Raw genomic sequence first — 18,112 nt, 5'->3', positions numbered from 1 at the left:
GTCTCACCCCCTCCCTATCCCTCCCCCGCTCCGCGGGAGAGGGGAAGAGGCGCGCGAGTGGCGAGCTCCAGCTCGAGGGCCGGCGCCCTCCTCCTGGCGCTCCTCGTCGCCCTGCTGCCGCTCCCGGCCCGCGCCGCGCGCGCCGGGCACGCGGAAGTCGAGGCCCTCCAGCACGCCCTCGCGCTCCTGCAGGACGAGGACGTGGAGGGCGCGAAGGCCATCGTCGATCCGCTCCTGGCGAAGGACGGCTCCGACCCCGACGTCGCCTTCGTCGCCGGCGTGCTCCGCTTCCACCAGCAGCGCTACGCCGACGCCGTGGCGCTGTTCGACGCCGCGGGCCTGGACACGCCGGGCGAGCCCGACTACCGCGCCCTCGCCCGCACCGCCCTCGAGGTCACCAAGGGGCACCAGCGCGCCGAGGGCGCCCACTTCGTGGTGAGCTACCCGCGCGGCAAGGACGAGGTGCTCGTCCCCTACGTCCTCGACGCCCTCGAGTCGCAGCGCGCCGCGCTCGAGAAGGACCTCGGCTACGCCCCGCCCGGCAAGGTGACCATCGAGTTCCTGAACGACACGAAGGAGCTCGCGAAGCTCTCGACCTTGAAGGAGGAGGAGATCAAGACCAGCGGCACCATCGCCATCTGCAAGTTCGACAAGCTGATGGTGGTCTCGCCGAAGGCGCTCCTGCAGGGCTACGACTGGCTCGACACCGCCGCCCACGAGTACGTCCACTACGTGGTGACGCGGCGCACCCGAAACAACACGCCCATCTGGCTGCACGAGGGGATCGCCAAGTTCGAGGAGACCCGCTGGCGCGGCCAGGGCGGCGAGGCGCTCTCCACCGAGCAGGCGACGATGCTCCGCGACGCGGCGAGGAAGGACGCCCTCATCACCTTCGCCCAGATGCACCCCTCGATGGCCAAGCTCCCCTCGCAGCACGCCGCCGCCCTCGCCTTCGCCGAGGTGATGGTCGCGGTCGAGTACCTGGAGCAGAAGGGCGGCGGGCCGCTCATGAACGGCGTGCTCGACCGGATCGCGAAGGGCGCCACCGCCGAGGACGCCGTGGCCCAGGCGCTCGGCACGAGCTTCGACGGCTTCCTCGACGGCTGGAAGCGGCACATCGCCGCCCGGCCGCTCCCGGCGCGGGCCGAGAAGGAGACGCGGCCGCTCCGGTTCAAGGGCGACCCGAAGCACGGCGGCGCCCACAGCGAGTGGAGCGAGATCCCGGACGAGCGGGCCCGCGGCTTCGCGCGGCTGGGCGAGATCTTCCGCGAGCGCGGCCGCTGGGAGGCGGCCCGGCTCGAGTACGGCAAGGCGGTGAAGAAGGTGGGCGCCGCGATCCCGGTGCTGGCGAGCAAGTACGCCACCGCCGCCATGATGACCGGCCACGACGCCGAGGCCGGCGCCGCGCTCGCCGAGGCGCTGGCGGCCCACCCGGAGCGCGCGCCGCTGCACGTGCAGATGGGCCGCCTCCACGTGCGCCGCAAGGAGTGGGCGAAGGCGCGGGACGAGCTGTTGCTCGCCAACCGCGTGGACCCCTTCGACCCCGAGATCCACGCCGGGCTCTCGCAGGCCCAGGCCGCGCTCGGCGACAAGCCCGCCGCGCAGCGCGAGGAGCGGTTCGCGAAGCTGCTCGCCGAGGGAGAGCGATGAACGGAGACCCGACCACCATGAACGACCCCATCCCGCTCGAGACCCGCGTCGCCGAGCCCGACCTCGAGGCGGTGCGGCAGCTCGCCGAGGCCCGCCGCCTGATGCTCGGCGAGATCGAGAAGCGCATCGTCGGCCAGAAGGACGTGGTGGACCACCTGCTCACCGCGCTCTTCGCCCGCGGCCACTGCCTCTTCGTGGGCGTGCCCGGGCTCGCGAAGACGCTCCTCATCTCCACCGTGGCCGAGGTGCTCCACCTCAGCTTCAACCGGATCCAGTTCACGCCGGACCTCATGCCCTCCGACATCACCGGCACCGACGTGCTGGAGGAGGACCGGACCACCGGCAAGCGGGTCTTCCGCTTCGTGCAGGGGCCGCTCTTCGCGAACCTGCTCCTCGCCGACGAGATCAACCGCACCCCGCCGAAGACGCAGGCCGCGCTGCTGCAGGCGATGCAGGAGTACCGGGTCACCGCCGGCGGGCGGACCTACCCGCTCGACCTGCCGTTCCTGGTCTTCGCGACCCAGAACCCGATCGAGCAGGAGGGCACCTACCCCCTGCCCGAGGCGCAGCTCGACCGGTTCATGTTCTACGTGGACGTGGACTACCCGTCGGCGGAGGAGGAGGCGGAGATCGTCCGCTCCACCACCGCGGCGCGCCGGCCGGTGCTCTCGCGCGTGCTCTCGCCGGAGCAGATCCGCGCGCTCCAGGAGCTGGTGCTCCGCGTCCCGGTGGCCGACCACGTGATCCGCCACGCGGTGGACCTGGTCCGCCTCACCCGCCCCAAGGACCCGGCCGCGCCCGCCTTCGTGAAGGAGCTCGTCTCCTGGGGCGCCGGCCCCCGCGCGAGCCAGTACCTCATCCTCGCCGCCAAGGCCCGCGCCGTGCTCCACGGCCGCATGGCCGCGAGCGTGGAGGACGTGCGCGCCCTCGCGAAGCCGGTGCTGGTGCACCGGGTGATCCGGAACTTCCGCGCCGAGAGCGAGGACGTGACGAGCGAGCAGATCGTGGAGCGGCTCCTGGAGCAGGTGAAGGCGTGAGCCGCCTCGGGACTCCCGGCCGCACCCCCTCCCTGACCCTCCCCCGCTCCGCGGGAGAGGGGAAGAGGGGCTCGGGGCATGCGCGCAGGAGCGTGCCCCGCGGCACTCCCTCCCCGCTCGGGCGGGGAGGGCCGGGGAGGGGCGGCCAGGCGGCATGAGCGCGCACCCCCTGCTCGATCCCGTGGTCCTGGCCCGGCTGGCGACGCTCAAGCTGCGGGTCCGCGCCATCACCGACGGCCTCCTCACCGGGCTCCACAAGTCGCCGCAGCACGGCCAGTCGGTCGAGTTCGCCGAGCACAAGGAGTACGCGCCCGGCGACGACCTGCGGCACATCGACTGGAAGGCCTGGGGCAAGTTCGACAAGTACTACGTGAAGCGCTTCGAGCAGGAGACCAACCTGCGCGCCTGGCTGGTGGTGGACGCCTCCGGCTCCATGGGCTACCGCGGCGACGAGAAGCGGCTCACCAAGCTCGACTACGCGAGCGCCCTCGCCGCCTCGCTCGCCTACCTGCTCGTGCGCCAGCAGGACGCGGCCGGCCTGGTGGTGGTGGAGGACCGGGTGGTCCGCCACGTGGCGCCGCGGGCCGCCGCGAGCCACCTCGCGCAGGTGGTGGAGACGCTCGAGGGGCTCGCGCCCTCCGGGCCGACCTCGCTCGGCGCGGCGGTGGACTTCGTCCTCGAGCAGGCCGGGCGGCGCGCCAGCGTGGTGGTGCTCTCCGATCTCTTCGACCGCGACGAGGCGGTGCTCAGGAAGCTCGCGCAGCTCCGCCGCCGCAAGCACGACGTGACCGTCTTCCACACCCTCGACCCCGCCGAGCTCGTCTTCCCCTTCGACGACCCGACGCTCTTCCTGTCCATGGAGGACGCCCGGCAGGTGGAGGCGCACGGGCGCGACGTGAAGAAGGGCTACCTCGCCGAGCTGGGGCGCTGGCTCGAGGAGGTGCGGCGCGGCGCCGCGGCGGCCGACCTCGACTACCAGCTCTGCGACACCGGCCGGCCGCTCGATCAGGTGCTCTTGCCGTGGCTCTCGCGCCGGGAGCGGAGCGCGGCGTGAGCCTCTCGTTCCTCCACCCGGGGCTGGCCTGGGGCCTCCTCGCGGCGGCCCTCCCGCTCGCCATCCACCTCTTCTTCCGGCGGCGGCCGCGGCCGGTGCCGTTCCCGGCCATCGACTTCATCCTGCGGGCGCGCCAGCAGACCGAGCGCCGGCTCAAGCTCCGCAAGCTCCTCCTCTTCGCGGCGCGCACCCTGCTCCTCGCCGCCGTCGCCGGCGCCATCGCCCGCCCGCGCCTCGTGCGCGACGCCGCGGCCGCCGCCGCCGCGCCCCGCGGGCCCTCCGCCGTGGCCATCGTGCTCGACGCCTCGGCCTCGATGACCTACCAGCTCGGCGGCCGCACCCTCTTCGAGCGCGGCCGCGCCCTGGCCCTCCAGGCGCTCGACGACCTCTCCACCGAGGAGCCCGCCACCTTCGTCTGGTGCGGCGGGCCCGGCGCGCCCGAGGCGGCGCCGCCCTCGTTCGACCGCGCCGGCCTGCGCCGCAAGCTCGCCGGGGCCGAGCCGACCCTCGGCTACTCCGACCTCTCCGCCTGCGTCGGCGCCGCGGCGCGGGCGCTCGCCGACCCCGCCTTCGCCGCCATGGGCAAGCGGATCGCGGTGGCCACCGATCTCACCGCCTCCGCCTGGCGGCTCGACGGCCCGCCGCCGCTGGTGGAGGGGCCGGGCGGCGCGAAGGTCCGGCCGGAGGTGACGCTCCTCGACGCCGCCGACGGCGCGCCGCTCCCGAACGTCGCCGTCGAGGCGATCGCCGCCGAGCCGGACGCGGCCGTCGGCCCCCGCGGCTACCGGATCACCGCCACGCTCGCGAACCACGGCGGGGCCCCGGTGAAGGACGCCCCGCTGCAGCTCCGGGTCGGCGCCGGCAAGGAGGAGCGCATCGCCATCCGCGCCTTCGCCGAGCTCCCGCCCAACGGGACCGCGAAGAAGTCGCTCGCCTGGTCCTTCGCCTTGGGCGGCCCCGCCGCCGTGACCGCCGCGCTGGCGCCCGACGCGCTCGAGGTGGACGACGCCCGCGCGCTCACCGTGTCGGTGCCGCACGAGGTCCGCGCCCTGGTGGTGGACGGGGCGCCGTCGCCGGTGAAGTACAAGGACGAGAGCTTCTTCCTCGAGGCCGCCCTCGCGTCGCCCGCCTCGCCCGCGCGGCCCACCGTGGTGGACGTGGAGGCGTTCTCCGGGGTGGGCGCTTCCCCAGCCGAGTCCGCGGGGCCGTCCTCCCTCTCCCGCGCAGCGGGGGAGGGCCGGGGAGGGGGCGTCCGCCTCTCCGACTACGACGTCCTCTTCCTCCTGAACGTCCGCAGCGTCGGGGCCCGCGCCGCCGAGCTCGCGAGGTGGGTGGAGGCGGGCGGCGGCCTCTTCATCGCGCTCGGGGACGAGGTGGACGCGGACCGCTACGACGAGGAGCTGGGCGCGCTGCTCCCGCAGAAGCTCCGGCTGGTGAAGACCGCCGCCGAGCGCGGCACCCCCGGGGCCGAGGCGCGCGCCGCCCGCTTCGCCGACCTCGACTGGACGCACCCCGCGCTCTCGGTCTTCGAGGGGCAGGCGCGCGAGGGGCTCCTCGGGACGCGGACCTTCCGCTACATGCTGCTCGAGCCGGCCCGCGGGAAGGGGGCCGAGCCGCCGCGGGTCCTCGCGAGCTACGACGACGGCGCCCCGGCGCTGGTCGAGGCGCGGCGCGGGAAGGGGCGGGTGGTGCTCTACACGAGCACGCTCGACCGCGCCTGGAGCGACTGGACGATCCGCACGAGCTTCCTCCCCGCGATGCAGCGCTTCGCCGCCTACCTCGCCGGCGGCCTCGAGGACCGGCCCGCGCCGCCCGCCCTCGTGCTCGGCGCCCATCCCCTCCAGCCCCGCGGGGGCCAGAAGGTGCTCGCGGTGGTCCGCCCCGACGGGCGCGAGCTCCCGCCCGACCGCGGCCCCGACGGCGCCCTCACCGTCACCCCCGACCGCCCCGGCCTCTGGCAGGTGAAGGTGGAGGAGCCCGGCGCCGCGCCGCGCCTCGACCCCCGCCTCGCCTTCGCCGTCCAGCCCGACCCCCGCGAGTCCGACACCCGCCGCATCGATCCCACCGAGCTCACCGCCTGGCTCGGCGGCGCCGACCACGCCAAGGTCACCGGCGAGAAGTCCGCCGCCGCCCAGCGCACCGTCCCGCTCTGGAGCTGGCTCCTCCTCCTCGGCCTCGCCGCCTTCCTCGCCGAGGGCGCGCTGGCGAGGTGACGGGCGCCGGGAGGCCTCGCGTCGCACCCCCTCCCCGTCCCTCCTTCGCTTCGCGGGAGAGGGGACATCGCGGCCTGCCGCCTCGCCGGCGTGCTGGTCGCGGGCGGCGTGAAGCGATGCATCGCGGCGCCTCGCGGCCAGGTGGCGCTCGCGCCTCGCTGCCTCACTGCCGCCACCAGTACGCCAGCTTGAGCAGGAACACGTCGGTGGTGGGCCCGATGGCGAGGCCGCGGGGGCCGAGGGTGGTGCTCACCCGGACGCCGCCGGGGGTGGGCAGCTCGGTCTGGGAGCGGCTGTAGACGGCGTAGAAGGTGGATCCGAGCCGCCACTCCCAGCGGAGGACCAGGTTCACGTTGAGGGTGGTGTCGCGGTAGTCGGGGTCGGTCGCGAGCGCGCCGGCGGCGACCGGGCGGAGGTCCTCGGGGCGTATCGCGCCGTGGTCCGCCGAGCGGGCCTGGTAGAACGGCCCGTACCGCCCGTAGTCGGTGAAGACCTGCGCGTAGAGCTGCAGCGTGAGCCGCGGCGTGAGCACGAGCTGCTCCCGCAGGGTCACCGAGACGTCGGGCGAGTCGAGGTCGCCGAAGGTGTAGAGGCCGCCGACCGCGTCCTCCACGAAGCGGGCCCGGTAGCGGTTGCGCTCCGCGGTGACGCCGAGCCGCGTCTCGAGCCGCGAGGTGGGCCGCCAGGTGACGTTCACCGAGGCGCCGTAGTAGCTCGTGCTCGCGAGCGGTCCGGCCGGCAGCGTCAGGCCGGCCCCGCCGCCGCCGTCCACCGCGACGATCGCGGCCGGGTCGCTCGAGCCGCCGCACTGGAGCCAGAGCGACATGGGCCGCCGGTAGGGCACGCCCGCCTGCGCGATCTCCCGCACGTCCCAGCGCGGGTCGTCGAGCCCCGCGTCGCACCAGAGCCCGACGTAGCTGCGGAGCTGCACCGAGCCGCCCAGCGAGAGGCCGTTACCGCGGTCCAGGCGGCGGCCGTCGGTGGTGAAGGCCGCGCTCGCGGCGGCGTGCAGCTCCCAGCCGTGGAAGGCGCCCCCGCCGGTCGGGCGCACGTACGAGAGCGTCCCGCGCAGGAGCTGCTCGTTCTGGGTGCGCTGGTAGCCGGCGGCGTTGAGGTCGAGCCGCGGCGTGGCGTGGTCGTAGTGGAGCGAGAAGCGCCAGGGCTCGCCGCCGAGCTTCCCCGCCGTGACGTAGCCGCCGGCGCCCGCGTCGCCGGCCCGGAGCGCGGTGCCGTCGCGCAGCAGGAGCGCCGGCGGGCCGCCCTCCGACACCGACCCGTCGAGCTGCCCGAAGGCGGCCCACTCCGCGCTGGCGGAGCGGAGGTCGAAGTCGAGCGCGGCGGCGTGCCCGGCGCGCGCGTCGCAGCGGGCCGGGCGCCCGGGGAGGTCGAGCGCGGCCTCCGCGGCGGTGCAGGCCGGCGCGAGCGGGAGCACGGAGGTGGCCGTGGCCCCCACGCTCGCGAGCCGCGAGGCCTGCCAGCGCAGCGCGCCCACGAGGAAGTTCCGCGCCGCGGGGGCCACCAGCGGCCGGGCGTCGGCCGGCCCGAAGTGGAGCGGGCGCGAGGGGCTCCAGCCGAGGCCGCGGTCCGGGCGCGACTCGTCGTACCCCTCGGGCTGGCCCGGCCCGGTGACGAGCGCCTCGAGGAGCCCCACCCGCACCTCGCGCGAGAGCTGCCCGGTGACCTTGGCGGCGCCGAGGATGGGCGCGTCGATCCCGACGCGGCGCGAGTAGAAGAGCTGCTGCGGGATCCGGTCCGGCCCGCTCGTGCCGACCGGCTGGAACACGTCCGTCCCCTGCAGGAAGAAGGGGCGCTTCTCCGGGAAGAAGGTCTCGTAGTTGGAGAGGTTCAGCACCACCTGGTCCGCCTCCACCTGCCCGAAGTCGGGGTTGAGCGCGCCGTTCAGGACGAGCCCGCGCCCGAGCGTCGCCCGCAGGTCGAGCCCGACGTCGGCCTCGGGGTCGAGGAGCCGCGGCCGGGGGCGCGAGAGGTCGGCGTACTGCGGCCGGAGCGTCAGCCGGGTCGCGAGGTAGGGCGCGAGCTCGACGTCGGCGCGCGGGCGCAGGCCCTCGAGCCCGGTGAGCCGGCCCAGGCGCGACACGTAGCCGCGCGCGTTCCTGGCGATGAGGACCGAGCCGTCCACCTCGTGCGTCCGCGCGATCTCGCGCCGGACGCCGAAGCCCCAGGTCTGCGCCTGCGCCGCGTCGAACCGGAGCGCGCCGAGGGGGATGCGCAGCTCCGCGCTCCAGCCCTCCGCGTCCACCGACGCCGCCCCCTCCCAGACCGCGTCCCAGTCGCCGGTGAAGCTGTCGTCGTCGTAGAAGAGGCCGTCCGACTGGACCCCGGCCACCGTGATCGCGAACTGGTAGCCGGTGCGCCGGTCGCGGGCCGAGTCGATCGTGACCGCGACGCTGTCCGAGTACGGGGGCGCGTCGCGCCGGCCGAGCGGCCGCGCGAGCCGGGGCGCGTCCGGGTCGGAGCAGCGGATCCCCACCCAGAGGTCGTCGTCGTCGTAGAGCACCCGCACCTCCGTCCGGCGCGACGGCGGGCGGCCCTGATCGGGGAAGAGCTGGACGAAGCTCGCGTAGGGCACGGCCGCGCGCCAGGCCGCGTCGTCGAGCCGCCCGTCGAGCCGGATCGGCCCCTCCCGTCGCACCGCCTCGAGGCGCCCCGACGGCCGGAGCGCCGCCTCCTGCGCCATGGCGAGGTGCGGGAGGGTCACCCAGAGTGCGAGCGCGAGCGGGCGCATCGGGACCCGGCAGGTACGCGACGGGGGTGGGCGTTTCACCCTCGGGGGAGGTCCCCCCGCCGCCGTTCTCGATGACGCGGCCTCGCCCTTGACCTATAAGGACCGGCGTCATGACGAGCCCCCTGGTCCTGCTCCTCGGCGCCGCTCTCGCGGCGACCGCGCCGGCCGCCTCGCCGCCGGCCGCGCCCTCCGCGCCCACCCCCGAGATCCCCTTCACCACCTTCAAGCTCTCCAACGGGCTGAACGTGATCCTCTCCGAGGACCACACCGCGCCGGTGGTGGGGGTGGACGTGCTGTACGACGTCGGCTCCAAGGACGAGAGGCCCGGCCGCACCGGCTTCGCGCACCTCTTCGAGCACCTCATGTTCCAGGGCTCGGCCCACGTCGAGAAGGGCGAGGGCGACCGGCTCATCGAGGCCGCCGGCGGCTCCTCCAACGGCGGCACGCGCCAGGACTCGACGCAGTACTGGGAGCAGGTCCCGAAGAACGCGCTCGAGCAGATGCTCTACCTCGAGTCGGACCGGATGGGCTTCCTCCTGCCCACGCTCGACCAGGCCAAGCTCGACAACCAGCGCGACGTGGTCCGCAACGAGCGCCGGCAGAACTACGAGATGCGGCCCTACGGCCTCGCGATGAAGTCGCTGCTCGAGAACCTGTGGGACCCGCAGTTCCCGTACCACTGGGAGCCGATCGGCGAGCACGCCGACCTCGCCGCCGCCACGCTCGACGACGTGAAGGAGTTCTTCCAGCGCTACTACGGCCCGAACGACGCCACCCTCGCCATCGCCGGCGACTTCGACCCGCGCCTCGCGCGCGCGATGATCGAGAAGTGGTTCGGCGACATCCCCGCCGGCCCCAGGGTGGCGCGCACCTACCCCACGCCGAAGCCGCTCACCGGCGAGAAGCGGGTGACCCTCCAGGACAACGTGCAGCTCCCGAAGCTCTACATCGCCTGGCAGTCGCCCAGGCTCTTCGCGGAGGGGGACGCGGCGCTCGACCTGCTCGGCCAGGTGCTCGCCGACGGCAAGAGCGCGCGGCTCGTGAAGCGGATGGTGATGGACGAGCGGATCGCGCAGTCGGTGATGGCCGGGCAGCAGAGCCAGACCCTCGCCGGCACCTTCATGCTGGTGGCGACCCCCAAGCCGGGCCAGAGCCTGGAGCGGCTCGAGCAGGAGATCGACGAGGAGATCGCCAAGGTGGCGCGCGAGGCGCCCACCCAGGGCGAGCTCGACCGGGCCCGCAACAAGACCGAGTCGGAGGCGATCTTCGCGCTCGAGCCGGTGGGCGGCTTCTCCGGCCGCGCCGCCGTGCTCAACAGCTACTGGCTCCACACCGGCGACCCCGGCTACTTCGGGAAGGACCTCGCCCGGTACCGCAAGCTCACCCCCGAGGACCTGCGCGCCGCCGCGGCGACGTACCTGCGCAAGGACGCGCGGGTGGTGCTCACGGTGACGCCGAAGGCGAAGGCGCCCGAGGCGAAGCCGGCGCCGGCGAAGAAGCCCGGCCCGAAGGGCCAGACCCAGTCCCAGAAGAAGAAGGGGAGCAAGTAGATGCGCGCGCCGTCCCGTCACCTGTTCCTCCCCCTGGCCCTCGCCGCCGCCTGCGCCACCGCGCCGGCGCGCCCGCCCGAGAGCGCCGCCGGCCAGCCCGCCGCCGGCCAGCCGCTCGGCCTCTCCATCGCGCCGCCCGACCGGGCCGCCGTCCCGCCCAAGGGGCCGACGCCGGTCCTGAAGGTGCCGCCGCAGCAGCACTTCACGCTCTCCAACGGCCTCAAGGTGCGGCTGGTCGAGTACCACCGCCTGCCGATCGTCTCGCTCGACCTGGCGCTCGACGCCGGGGCGGTGCACGACCCGGCCGGGCAGCCGGGGCTCGCCAGCTTCACCGCCTCGATGCTGACCGAGGGCACCGCCACCCGCAGCGCCACCCAGATCTCCGACGACCTCGGCTTCATCGGGGCGAGCGTCTCGGCGGGCGCCGGCTTCGACCAGGCCTCGGTGTCGGGCAGCGCGCTCGTCCGCCACCTCGACAAGCTCCTCGAGATCTTCTCCGACGTGGCGCTCCACCCGGCCTTCCCGCAGGGCGACTTCGCCCGCGTGCAGGACGCGCGGCTCGTCTCGCTCCTGCAGCAGCGCGACCAGCCGGGCGTGGTGGCGGCGAAGGCCTTCGGCCGGCTCTTCTGGAACGGCCACCCGTACGGCCACTGGATCGCCGGGACCGAGGCCTCCACCCGCGCGGTGACGCGCGAGGCGCTGGCCCGCTTCCACGCCAGCCACTACGTCCCGAACGCGGCCGAGCTGGTGGTGGTGGGCGACGTCACGCGCGCCGAGCTCGAGCCCCGCCTCGAGAAGGCGTTCGGCGCCTGGAAGCCGGGCGCGGCGCCGCCGGCCCCCGAGGTCAAGGTCCCGCAGCGCCCGCTGCGCACGCTCCTCGTGGACAAGCCCGACGCGCCGCAGACGCTGGTGATGTTCGGCACGCCCGGCCTCGACCGGAAGAGCGACGACTACTACGCCGCCGAGGTGGCCTTCCAGATCCTCGGCGGCGGCTCGGCCTCGCGCCTCTTCCGCGAGCTGCGCGAGAAGCAGGGCTACACCTACGGCATCTACGCCCGCGAGGAGGCGCGCAAGTTCGGGGGCACGAGCTACGTCGCCGGCAACGTGAAGGCCGACGTGACCGGCGCGGCGCTCAAGGGGCTGCTCGAGGAGATCCGCCGGATGCGCGAGACCGCGGTGTCCGAGGCGGAGCTCAAGGACGCGCGCAACGCGCTCGCGCTCTCGCTGCCGGCCGACTTCGCCACCGCCGGCGGCATCGCCGGCAAGCTCGCCGAGGAGGTGGTGTACGGCCTCCCCGACGACTACTGGGATCGCTACGTCGAGCGGGTGAACCAGGTGTCGGCCGCCGACGTGCAGGCGGCGATGCGCAGGTACCTCGACCCGGAGCAGCTGACGCTGGTGCTGGTGGGCACCGCCGCCGAGGTGCGGCCGCAGCTCCAGGGGCTGCCGCTCGGCCCCGTCACCGTGGAGCCCATGGCCACCGCCGCGCAGGGCGGCGGCTCCGGGCCGGTGGTGGACGACGAGGACGACGACGGGTAGGTCTCCGCGCGCGAGCCGGTAGGCCCTGTCCCCCCCGCGCGGTAGACTGCCGGGCGGATGGCAGAGCTCACCAACGACTTCAGCTGGTCAAAGTCCCGGCACGAGAAGTTCCAGGAGTGCCGGCGCGCCTATTACTACGCCTACTACGGCGCCTGGGGCGGGTGGGAGGCGCCGGCCGGCTCGGAGGTGCGCGAGCTCTACGTGCTGAAGCAGCTCAGCTCGCGCTGGCAGTGGGCCGGCTCGCTCGTGCACGAGGCCCTGAAGCAGCTGCTCCGGCGCGCCCAGGTGACCGGCCAGTACCTGCCGGCCGACGACCTCGTGGCCCGCACGCGGCAGCGCGCCCGCGCCCTCTGGTCGGTGTCGCGCGAGAAGAGCTACTGGCGCGACCGGAAGCCGGTGGGCGCGCTCGTGGAGCACGAGTACGGCGACCCGGTCACCGGCGAGGAGTGGAAGCGGCTCTTCGAGGAGGTGGTGGAGGGGTCGCTCCGCGGCTTCTACGCCAGCCCCGCCTTCGCCGAGATCAAGGAGACGCCGCGGAGCCAGTGGCTCACGGTGGACGAGCTCGACAGCTTCCAGTTCGAGGGCACGAAGATCTGGGTGGCCATCGACTTCGGCTACCGCGGCAACGACGGCCTGGTGCACGTGCTCGACTGGAAGACCGGCCGCGAGCGCGGCGTCGATCAGACGCAGGTCGGCATCTACACCCTCTACGCCCAGGGCAAGTGGAAGCTCGCGCCGGGCGAGGTGGTGGGCGGCCTCGTCTACCTCGGGCAGGGCGGGGAGACCACCGACGTGCGGGCCGACCCGGAGGCGCTCGCCGGCTGCGAGCAGAAGATGCGCGACAGCATCGCCGGCATGCGGGCGCTCCTCGACGACGCCCCCCGCAACCGCGCCAGCCTCGGCCGCTTCCCCCAGGCCGAGGACCCCGCCGCCTGCCGCCGCTGCCCCTTCCGGCGGCCGTGCGGGAGGCTGTAGCGGCTCCGGTCGCACCCCTCCCTATCCCTCCCCCGCTCACGCGGGAGAGGGGATCTGCAGCGCGATTCCTCAGGGTCGCACGCCCTCCCCATCCTCCGCCGCCCACGCGGGAGAGGGGATCTGAAGCACTCCCTCCCCACTGCGTGGGGAGGGCTGGCGAGGGGCGGCCAGCGGTGCCGCGCTACTCCAGCCCGCGCGCCCGCAGGTCGTCGTCGTTCTCGCCGCGCAGGTGGCCGATCTCGTGGAGCAGGGTGACCTTCACCTGCTCGGCGAGCTCCTCCCGGGTGCGGGCGAAGCGGGCCAGGTTCTTGCGGTAGAGGACGATGCTGCGGCAGTTGGGCCCGTCGCTCTTCTGGCAGGGCTCCTGCTCCGCCGGCCCGCGGAAGAGCCCCAGGATCGAGGGCGAGAGCGGCGGCTCGACCGCGGTGAGGTCGTCGAGGGCCGGGAGGTCGGCCACCTCCACCGGCACGTTGCGGATGGCGCGCCGGTCCTCGTCCGGCAGGGCGGCCAGCGCGGAGGCCACCTCGCGCCGGAAGTCGGCCTCGCCCACCTCCACCGGGTTGCGGAAGTCGCTCGGCGAGAGGGTGCGCGCCTTGCGCTGGTACTCGTCGGCGTGCCCGCCGTCGCCGCTCCGCTCGGCGAGGAGGCCGAGGTAGTGGAGGGCCCACGGGTCGTCGGGGATCTTCTTCAGCATCCGGTCGAAGGCGCCGCGGGCGTCGTCGAACCGGCAGAGCTCGTAGAGCGCCACGCCGCGCTCGTAGAGCGCGTCGGCGTCGCCCGGCAGCACGCGCAAGGCCTCGTCGGCGTGGCCGAGCGCGGCCCGGCTCTCGCCCAGGTCGTTCTCGGCCATGGCCGCGAGCGAGGCGAGGCCGCCCACCAGGTCGCGATCGGGCTTCGCCGCCTTTCGCGCCGCGGCGAGCCCGCGGACCGCGTAGGCCCGCCCCAGCTCGAGCAGCTCGCGGTCGGAGCCGAGCCGCGAGACGTAGAGGTCGGCCGCCCCCTGGAGCACCTCGGCGTCGTCGGGCGCGGCGGCGAGCGCGCGGGCGTAGGCCACCTTCGCCTCGTCGAGCCGGCCGAGGGCCACCAGCGCCGCGGCGCGCGCGTGCAGCGCCGGGAGGTGGTCGGGCTCGAGCTGGAGCGCTTCCTCGCTGCAGGCGAGCGCCTTCTCGCCCTGGCTCCGGTCGAGGGCGTCGAGCGCCTTGTCGGTGAGCGCGTCGGGCGTGCCGCGGCCGCGGGCTCCCAGGCAGGGCGCGCGGGGCGGACGGACGTGCGCGAGCTGGCCGCCGTCCGTGCGGGCGGCCGCCTCCTGGGCCGGCGCCGGGCGGGCCGGGTGGTTCGCGGGGGCCCGGTTGCAGGCGGCGAGGAGGAAGGCGAGCAGGGTGGCGCAGCGCAGCCGGTCGATCATCGCGCGGCAGCTTGCCACAGGCCCGCCGGGGAGAAAAAGGGTCGGGGGGCCGCTCGCCGCGCCGCCCAGCGGGCGCCGGCGCCGCGAGGGGCCTCAGGGCGTCGGCAGCCGGAGGCTCAGGAACCAGCGGTTGTTCCGGACGTCCACGCGGATCCGGTCGGTCCCGAGCCAGATCGCCGCCTGCGTGAGGAGCGGGTCGCGCGTGAGGTGGCGGGTGAGGTCGGCGACCATCTGCTCCGGCCGGGGGTAGGCGTAGCCGCGCGGCCCCCAGCGCAGCGGCTCCGACCGGGGCGGACCGCAGGGGCGGAGCAGGCAGGTCGCGAGCGGGCTGTCCGGGTCGGGGCGGAGCCGCGGCGGCCCCGGCCGGAGCAGCCGGAGCAGCCGGACGCCGGGGTAGGCGACCCGCGCGTGGGCCGCGACCGGGGCGGCCGCCAGCGCGGCGCCCTGGACCGAACCGACCAGCGCGAGCACGAGGAAGGTCATCCCCGGACCGAAGATGGGGACCCGGCGCCCGGGGTGCAACCGGCGGCACGGCAGACGGCCCGTCGTCCCGCTACAGAACGGGCCATGCGCCCGTACCCGCTCGCCGTCCTCGCCGCAGCGCTCGCCTGCACGCACGCCACCTCGCCGGGGCCGGGCCCGAGCGCCGCGCCCGCCCCCGCCGCGTCCGCGTCGGCCCAGGGGCTCGAGCTGCCCGGCGAGCGCCACCTGCGCAACGTGCGCCAGCTCACCTTCGGCGGCGAGAACGCCGAGGCCTACTTCAGCTTCGACGGCAAGCAGCTCATCTTCCAGTCCACGCGCGAAGGGCGGGCCTGCGATCAGGAGTACGTGATGGACGCCGACGGGAGGAACGTCCGCCGCGTCTCCAACGGCGAGGGGCGCACCACCTGCGGCTACTTCTTCCCGGACGGCTCGCGCCTGCTCTACTCGAGCACGTTCGCGCAGGGCCCCGCCTGCCCGCCGCCGCCCGACCGCTCCAAGGGCTACGTCTGGCCGCTCGAGGAGCTCACCATCTACTCGGCGAAGCCCGACGGCTCCGACCTGCGCCCCCTCGCGCCGGCGCCCGGCTACAACGCCGAGGCCACCATCTCGAAGGACGGCTGGATCGTCTTCACCTCCACCCGCGACGGCGACCTCGAGCTCTACAAGATGCGGCTCGACGGCTCGGGGCTCACGCGGCTCACGCACGCGCCGGGCTACGACGGCGGCGCCTTCTTCTCGGCCGACGGCAAGCGGATCGTGTACCGCGCGAGCCGGCCGCGCACCCCGCAGGAGCTCGCCGACTACCGCGACCTCCTGGCGCGGCACCTGGTGCGCCCGACGGTGCTCGAGATCTGGGTGATGGACGCCGACGGCAACGACCAGCACCAGGTGACGAGCCTCGGCGCGGCGAGCTTCGCCCCCTTCTTCCACCCCGACGGCAGGCGGATCGTCTTCGCCTCCAACGTGGGCGATCCGCGCGGGCGGAACTTCGACCTCTACCTCGTGAACGACGACGGCACCGGCCTCGAGCGGATCACCACCTACGACGGGTTCGACGGCTTCCCCATGTTCTCGCCCGACGGCAAGCAGCTCGTCTTCGCCTCGAACCGGAACGGCTCGCGGCCCGGCGAGACCAACGTCTTCATCGCCGACTGGGTGGAGTGAGCGGGCGCTCGCGCAGGGCGGCCAGGAACTCGACCAGCTCGGCCGGGTGGGTCCGGTCCGTGGCGCGCAGGTCCAGGCGCCGGATCCGGTGCTCGAGGTGCCAGGCCACGTCGAGGTCCGACGACTCGCCGAGCTCGAGGAACCAGGCCTTGGGCTGCACCCCGAGGTCGCCGAGCCGGCTCCAGATCCAGCGCACGTTCGGGTCGGAGAAGCTGTAGCCCACGAAGAGGACGTCGCGGCCGATCACGTCGGAGGCGAAGCGCAGGTCGATGGGGTGGGCGGCGAGCGAGAGCCGGCGCTGGTAGTCGGCCTCGCCGAGGACGACGGTCTCGGGGCGGTCGAGCGTGCCGTGCAGCTTGTAGATCGGGAAGAGCGGCGTGAACGCCCCGCCCCGCTCCGCGAACTTCCAGTCGTCGAGGTCCCGCGCGTCCGCCACCACCTGCACCGGCTCCCCGGCCTCCCGGAAGGCCCGCTCCAGGAGGTCGTCGAAGTTGGTGGTGTAGAGGGCCGGGAGGGCGCGGGAGAGCCGGACCAGCTCGCGGTGGAGCGGCAGCGCCGCCGCGTCCACGCCGGCGGTGGCGAAGACCTCGGCGAGCTTCCGGCGCAGCCGGTCCTCGCCGCAGAGCCGCCGGTAGGTCTCGCCGATCCGGAGCCAGCTCTCGGTGGGCAGGGGATCGTCGGGACCGGGCGGACGGAAGCGGACCGCCGCGTCGGGCACCGCGGCCCGGAGCGCCGGCGCGAGCTCGGCCGCGAGCGCGCACGCGAGCTCCTTCCAGCCGGGCAGCCCGGCCCACCGCGACGCGCCGGCGCCGACCAGCAGCAGGAGCTGGCCGCGCGCCAGCCGGCCGCGCAGGTGGTCGAGCGCCGGCCGCAGGGAGGCGTCGAGGGAGGCGTCGAGGGACATCGCTCCCGAAAGGTGGGGCCGGCCGAGGGAGAGCGGGACGCGAGGCACCGCTGGCCGCCCCTCCCCAGCCCTCCCCGCCCGAGCGGGGAGGGAGCGGCCGCCCGCTGTGCTCCCAGCTGGCGGGAGATGCGCGCCGGGGTGGCGGGAGCGGCTCGCCGCGAGCCCCTCTTCCCCTCTCCCGCGGAGCGGGGGAGGGACAGGGAGGGGGTGAGTCCCGCGGCTCAGCGCGAGACGATGCGGGACGGCGAGAACGGCGCGAGGTCCACCGGCGGCGCCTTCCCGAGCACCAGCGCCGCCACGCTGTCGGCGGAGATGGGGGTGAGGAGGATGCCGTTGCGGGTGTGGCCGGCCGCGTAGAAGAGGCCGGGCACCGCGCCGGCGCCGAGGATGGGCGAGCCGTCCGGCGAGGCCGGCCGGAAGTTGCTCCAGCACTCGAGGAAGGGGGCGCGGGCGAGGTCCGGCGCGAGCTCCACGGCCATCTCGAGGATGTGGCGCATGCCGCCCGCCGTGACCGCCTTCTCGAACCCGGCGTCCTCCATGGTGGAGCCGCAGAGCACGCGGCCGTCGGCGCGGGGCACGAGGTAGCCCTTGTCGCTGAAGCAGACGCGCGAGAGGAGCGGGGGCCGGGTGTCGAGGAGCATCATCTGCCCGCGCACCGGGTGGACCGCGTTCGGCGGGAGCCCGTTCCCCTCCACCAGCATCGACCAGGCGCCGGCGGCGAGCACCACCGCGCCCGCGGAGATGCGGCCGGTCTCGTGGTCCACGCCCGCGGCGCGCCCGCCCTCCAGGGCGATGCGCCGCACGATGCCGGTCACGAAGCGCGCGCCGGCGCGGGCGGCGGCCACCGAGAGGGCCTTCGCGAGGAGCCGCGGGTCGAGCGACGCCTCGTCCACGAACCAGAGGGCGCCGCGGGTCTCGGCCGACACGCCCGGCTCGAGCCGCCGCACCTCGTCGCCGTCGATCACCTCGACGCGCGCGCCGATGCGGGCCAGCGCCGGGGCGCGCGCCGCGAGCACGCGGGCGTGGGCGTCGTCGAGCGCGACCTCGAGCGTGCCGCCGCCGCGGTAGCCGACCGACATCCCGGAGAGCCGCTCCACCTCCGCGGCGAACGCGGGGTAGCGCGCCAGCGAGGCGGCGCAGAGGTCGTAGAACGGGGAGGGCTCCTGCGCCTCGACGCCCGGCGAGAGGATCCCGCCGGCGGCGCTGGAGGCCTCGGCGCCGGGGATGCTGCGCTCGAGGACCGTGACCTTGAGGCCCGCCTGCGCGAGCCGGAGCGCCGCGGCGCACCCCTGCACGCCCGCGCCGACGACGACGACGTCCGTGGTCTGCATGGCGGGCGACCTTAGCGCCGCGCGGCCGCGGCGGGAAGCGGAGTTCCGCCTCGCCGCCGCG

The 18,112-nt window shown here is 75.1% G+C and carries 13 protein-coding genes; 8 read left to right on the top strand and 5 right to left on the bottom strand.

All coding sequences use genetic code 11. From position 1 onward, the window contains the following. The first annotated feature begins 57 nt into the window (after positions 1-57). From AMPC_RS13985 to AMPC_RS13970, 4 genes are all read left to right on the top strand, one after another. Positions 58-1,650, top strand: a complete 1,593-nt coding sequence (locus AMPC_RS13985; protein WP_248341895.1) for a peptidase MA family metallohydrolase — start codon at positions 58-60, stop codon at positions 1,648-1,650. 17 nt (positions 1,651-1,667) lie between these two features. Next, entirely contained in the window at positions 1,668-2,687 is a 1,020-nt protein-coding gene (locus tag AMPC_RS13980) for an AAA family ATPase (protein WP_248346324.1), read from the top strand. A 154-nt stretch (positions 2,688-2,841) separates the two neighbouring features. Beyond that, positions 2,842-3,741 carry a DUF58 domain-containing protein gene (locus tag AMPC_RS13975; RefSeq protein ID WP_248341894.1) on the top strand — a complete coding sequence of 300 codons (900 nt, stop codon included), beginning with the start codon at positions 2,842-2,844 and terminating at the stop codon, positions 3,739-3,741. Then, the gene (locus tag AMPC_RS13970) at positions 3,738-5,954 is read left to right on the top strand and encodes a vWA domain-containing protein (RefSeq protein ID WP_248341893.1); all 2,217 of its coding nucleotides are present in this window, start codon (positions 3,738-3,740) and stop codon (positions 5,952-5,954) included. The genes AMPC_RS13975 and AMPC_RS13970 overlap by 4 nt, the downstream gene beginning before the upstream one ends. Before the next feature lie 163 nt (positions 5,955-6,117). On the opposite strand, the gene AMPC_RS13965 is transcribed toward AMPC_RS13970, so the two are convergent. Beyond that, positions 6,118-8,700, bottom strand: a complete 2,583-nt coding sequence (locus AMPC_RS13965) for a DUF5916 domain-containing protein (protein WP_248341892.1) — start codon at positions 8,698-8,700, stop codon at positions 6,118-6,120. A gap of 110 nt (positions 8,701-8,810) precedes the next feature. Here AMPC_RS13965 and AMPC_RS13960 point away from each other — a divergent pair, with 110 nt between their 5' ends. From AMPC_RS13960 to AMPC_RS13950, 3 genes are read left to right on the top strand one after another with little or no spacing between them, the layout of a single operon-like run. Further along, positions 8,811-10,250: a M16 family metallopeptidase gene (locus AMPC_RS13960; protein ID WP_248341891.1), complete on the top strand. Its 1,440-nt coding sequence runs from the start codon at positions 8,811-8,813 to the stop codon at positions 10,248-10,250. Next, entirely contained in the window at positions 10,251-11,789 is a 1,539-nt protein-coding gene (locus tag AMPC_RS13955; protein WP_248341890.1) for a M16 family metallopeptidase, read from the top strand. It begins immediately after the preceding gene. Between the two features lie 57 nt (positions 11,790-11,846). Next, complete coding sequence (locus AMPC_RS13950) at positions 11,847-12,764, top strand: PD-(D/E)XK nuclease family protein (RefSeq protein WP_248341889.1); 918 nt, start codon at positions 11,847-11,849, stop codon at positions 12,762-12,764. A 181-nt stretch (positions 12,765-12,945) separates the two neighbouring features. Here AMPC_RS13950 and AMPC_RS13945 read toward each other — a convergent pair whose 3' ends face one another. Next, positions 12,946-14,169: a metallopeptidase family protein gene (locus AMPC_RS13945; protein ID WP_248341888.1), complete on the bottom strand. Its 1,224-nt coding sequence runs from the start codon at positions 14,167-14,169 to the stop codon at positions 12,946-12,948. A gap of 93 nt (positions 14,170-14,262) precedes the next feature. After that, on the bottom strand, positions 14,263-14,652 hold the full coding sequence (locus AMPC_RS13940; protein ID WP_248341887.1) for a hypothetical protein: 390 nt from the start codon (positions 14,650-14,652) through the stop codon (positions 14,263-14,265). Between the two features lie 84 nt (positions 14,653-14,736). On the opposite strand from AMPC_RS13940, the gene AMPC_RS13935 reads away from it, so the two are divergent. After that, a complete protein-coding gene (locus AMPC_RS13935; protein WP_248341886.1) occupies positions 14,737-15,816 on the top strand; it encodes a TolB family protein in 1,080 nt (359 codons plus the stop codon). Here AMPC_RS13935 and AMPC_RS13930 read toward each other — a convergent pair. Continuing rightward, a complete protein-coding gene (locus tag AMPC_RS13930; RefSeq protein WP_248341885.1) occupies positions 15,794-16,720 on the bottom strand; it encodes an SIR2 family protein in 927 nt (308 codons plus the stop codon). The two genes, AMPC_RS13935 and AMPC_RS13930, sit on opposite strands and share 23 nt — an antisense overlap. Positions 16,721-16,941: 221 nt before the next feature. Further along, a complete protein-coding gene (gene thiO / locus AMPC_RS13925) occupies positions 16,942-18,051 on the bottom strand; it encodes a glycine oxidase ThiO (protein WP_248341884.1) in 1,110 nt (369 codons plus the stop codon). Positions 18,052-18,112: the final 61 nt, after the last annotated feature.

This window comes from Anaeromyxobacter paludicola, assembly GCF_023169965.1.
GTDB lineage: Bacteria > Myxococcota > Myxococcia > Myxococcales > Anaeromyxobacteraceae > Anaeromyxobacter_B > Anaeromyxobacter_B paludicola.
Note: the sequence above shows the minus strand (reverse complement) of the source record. Positions and strands in the feature narration are given on the sequence as shown.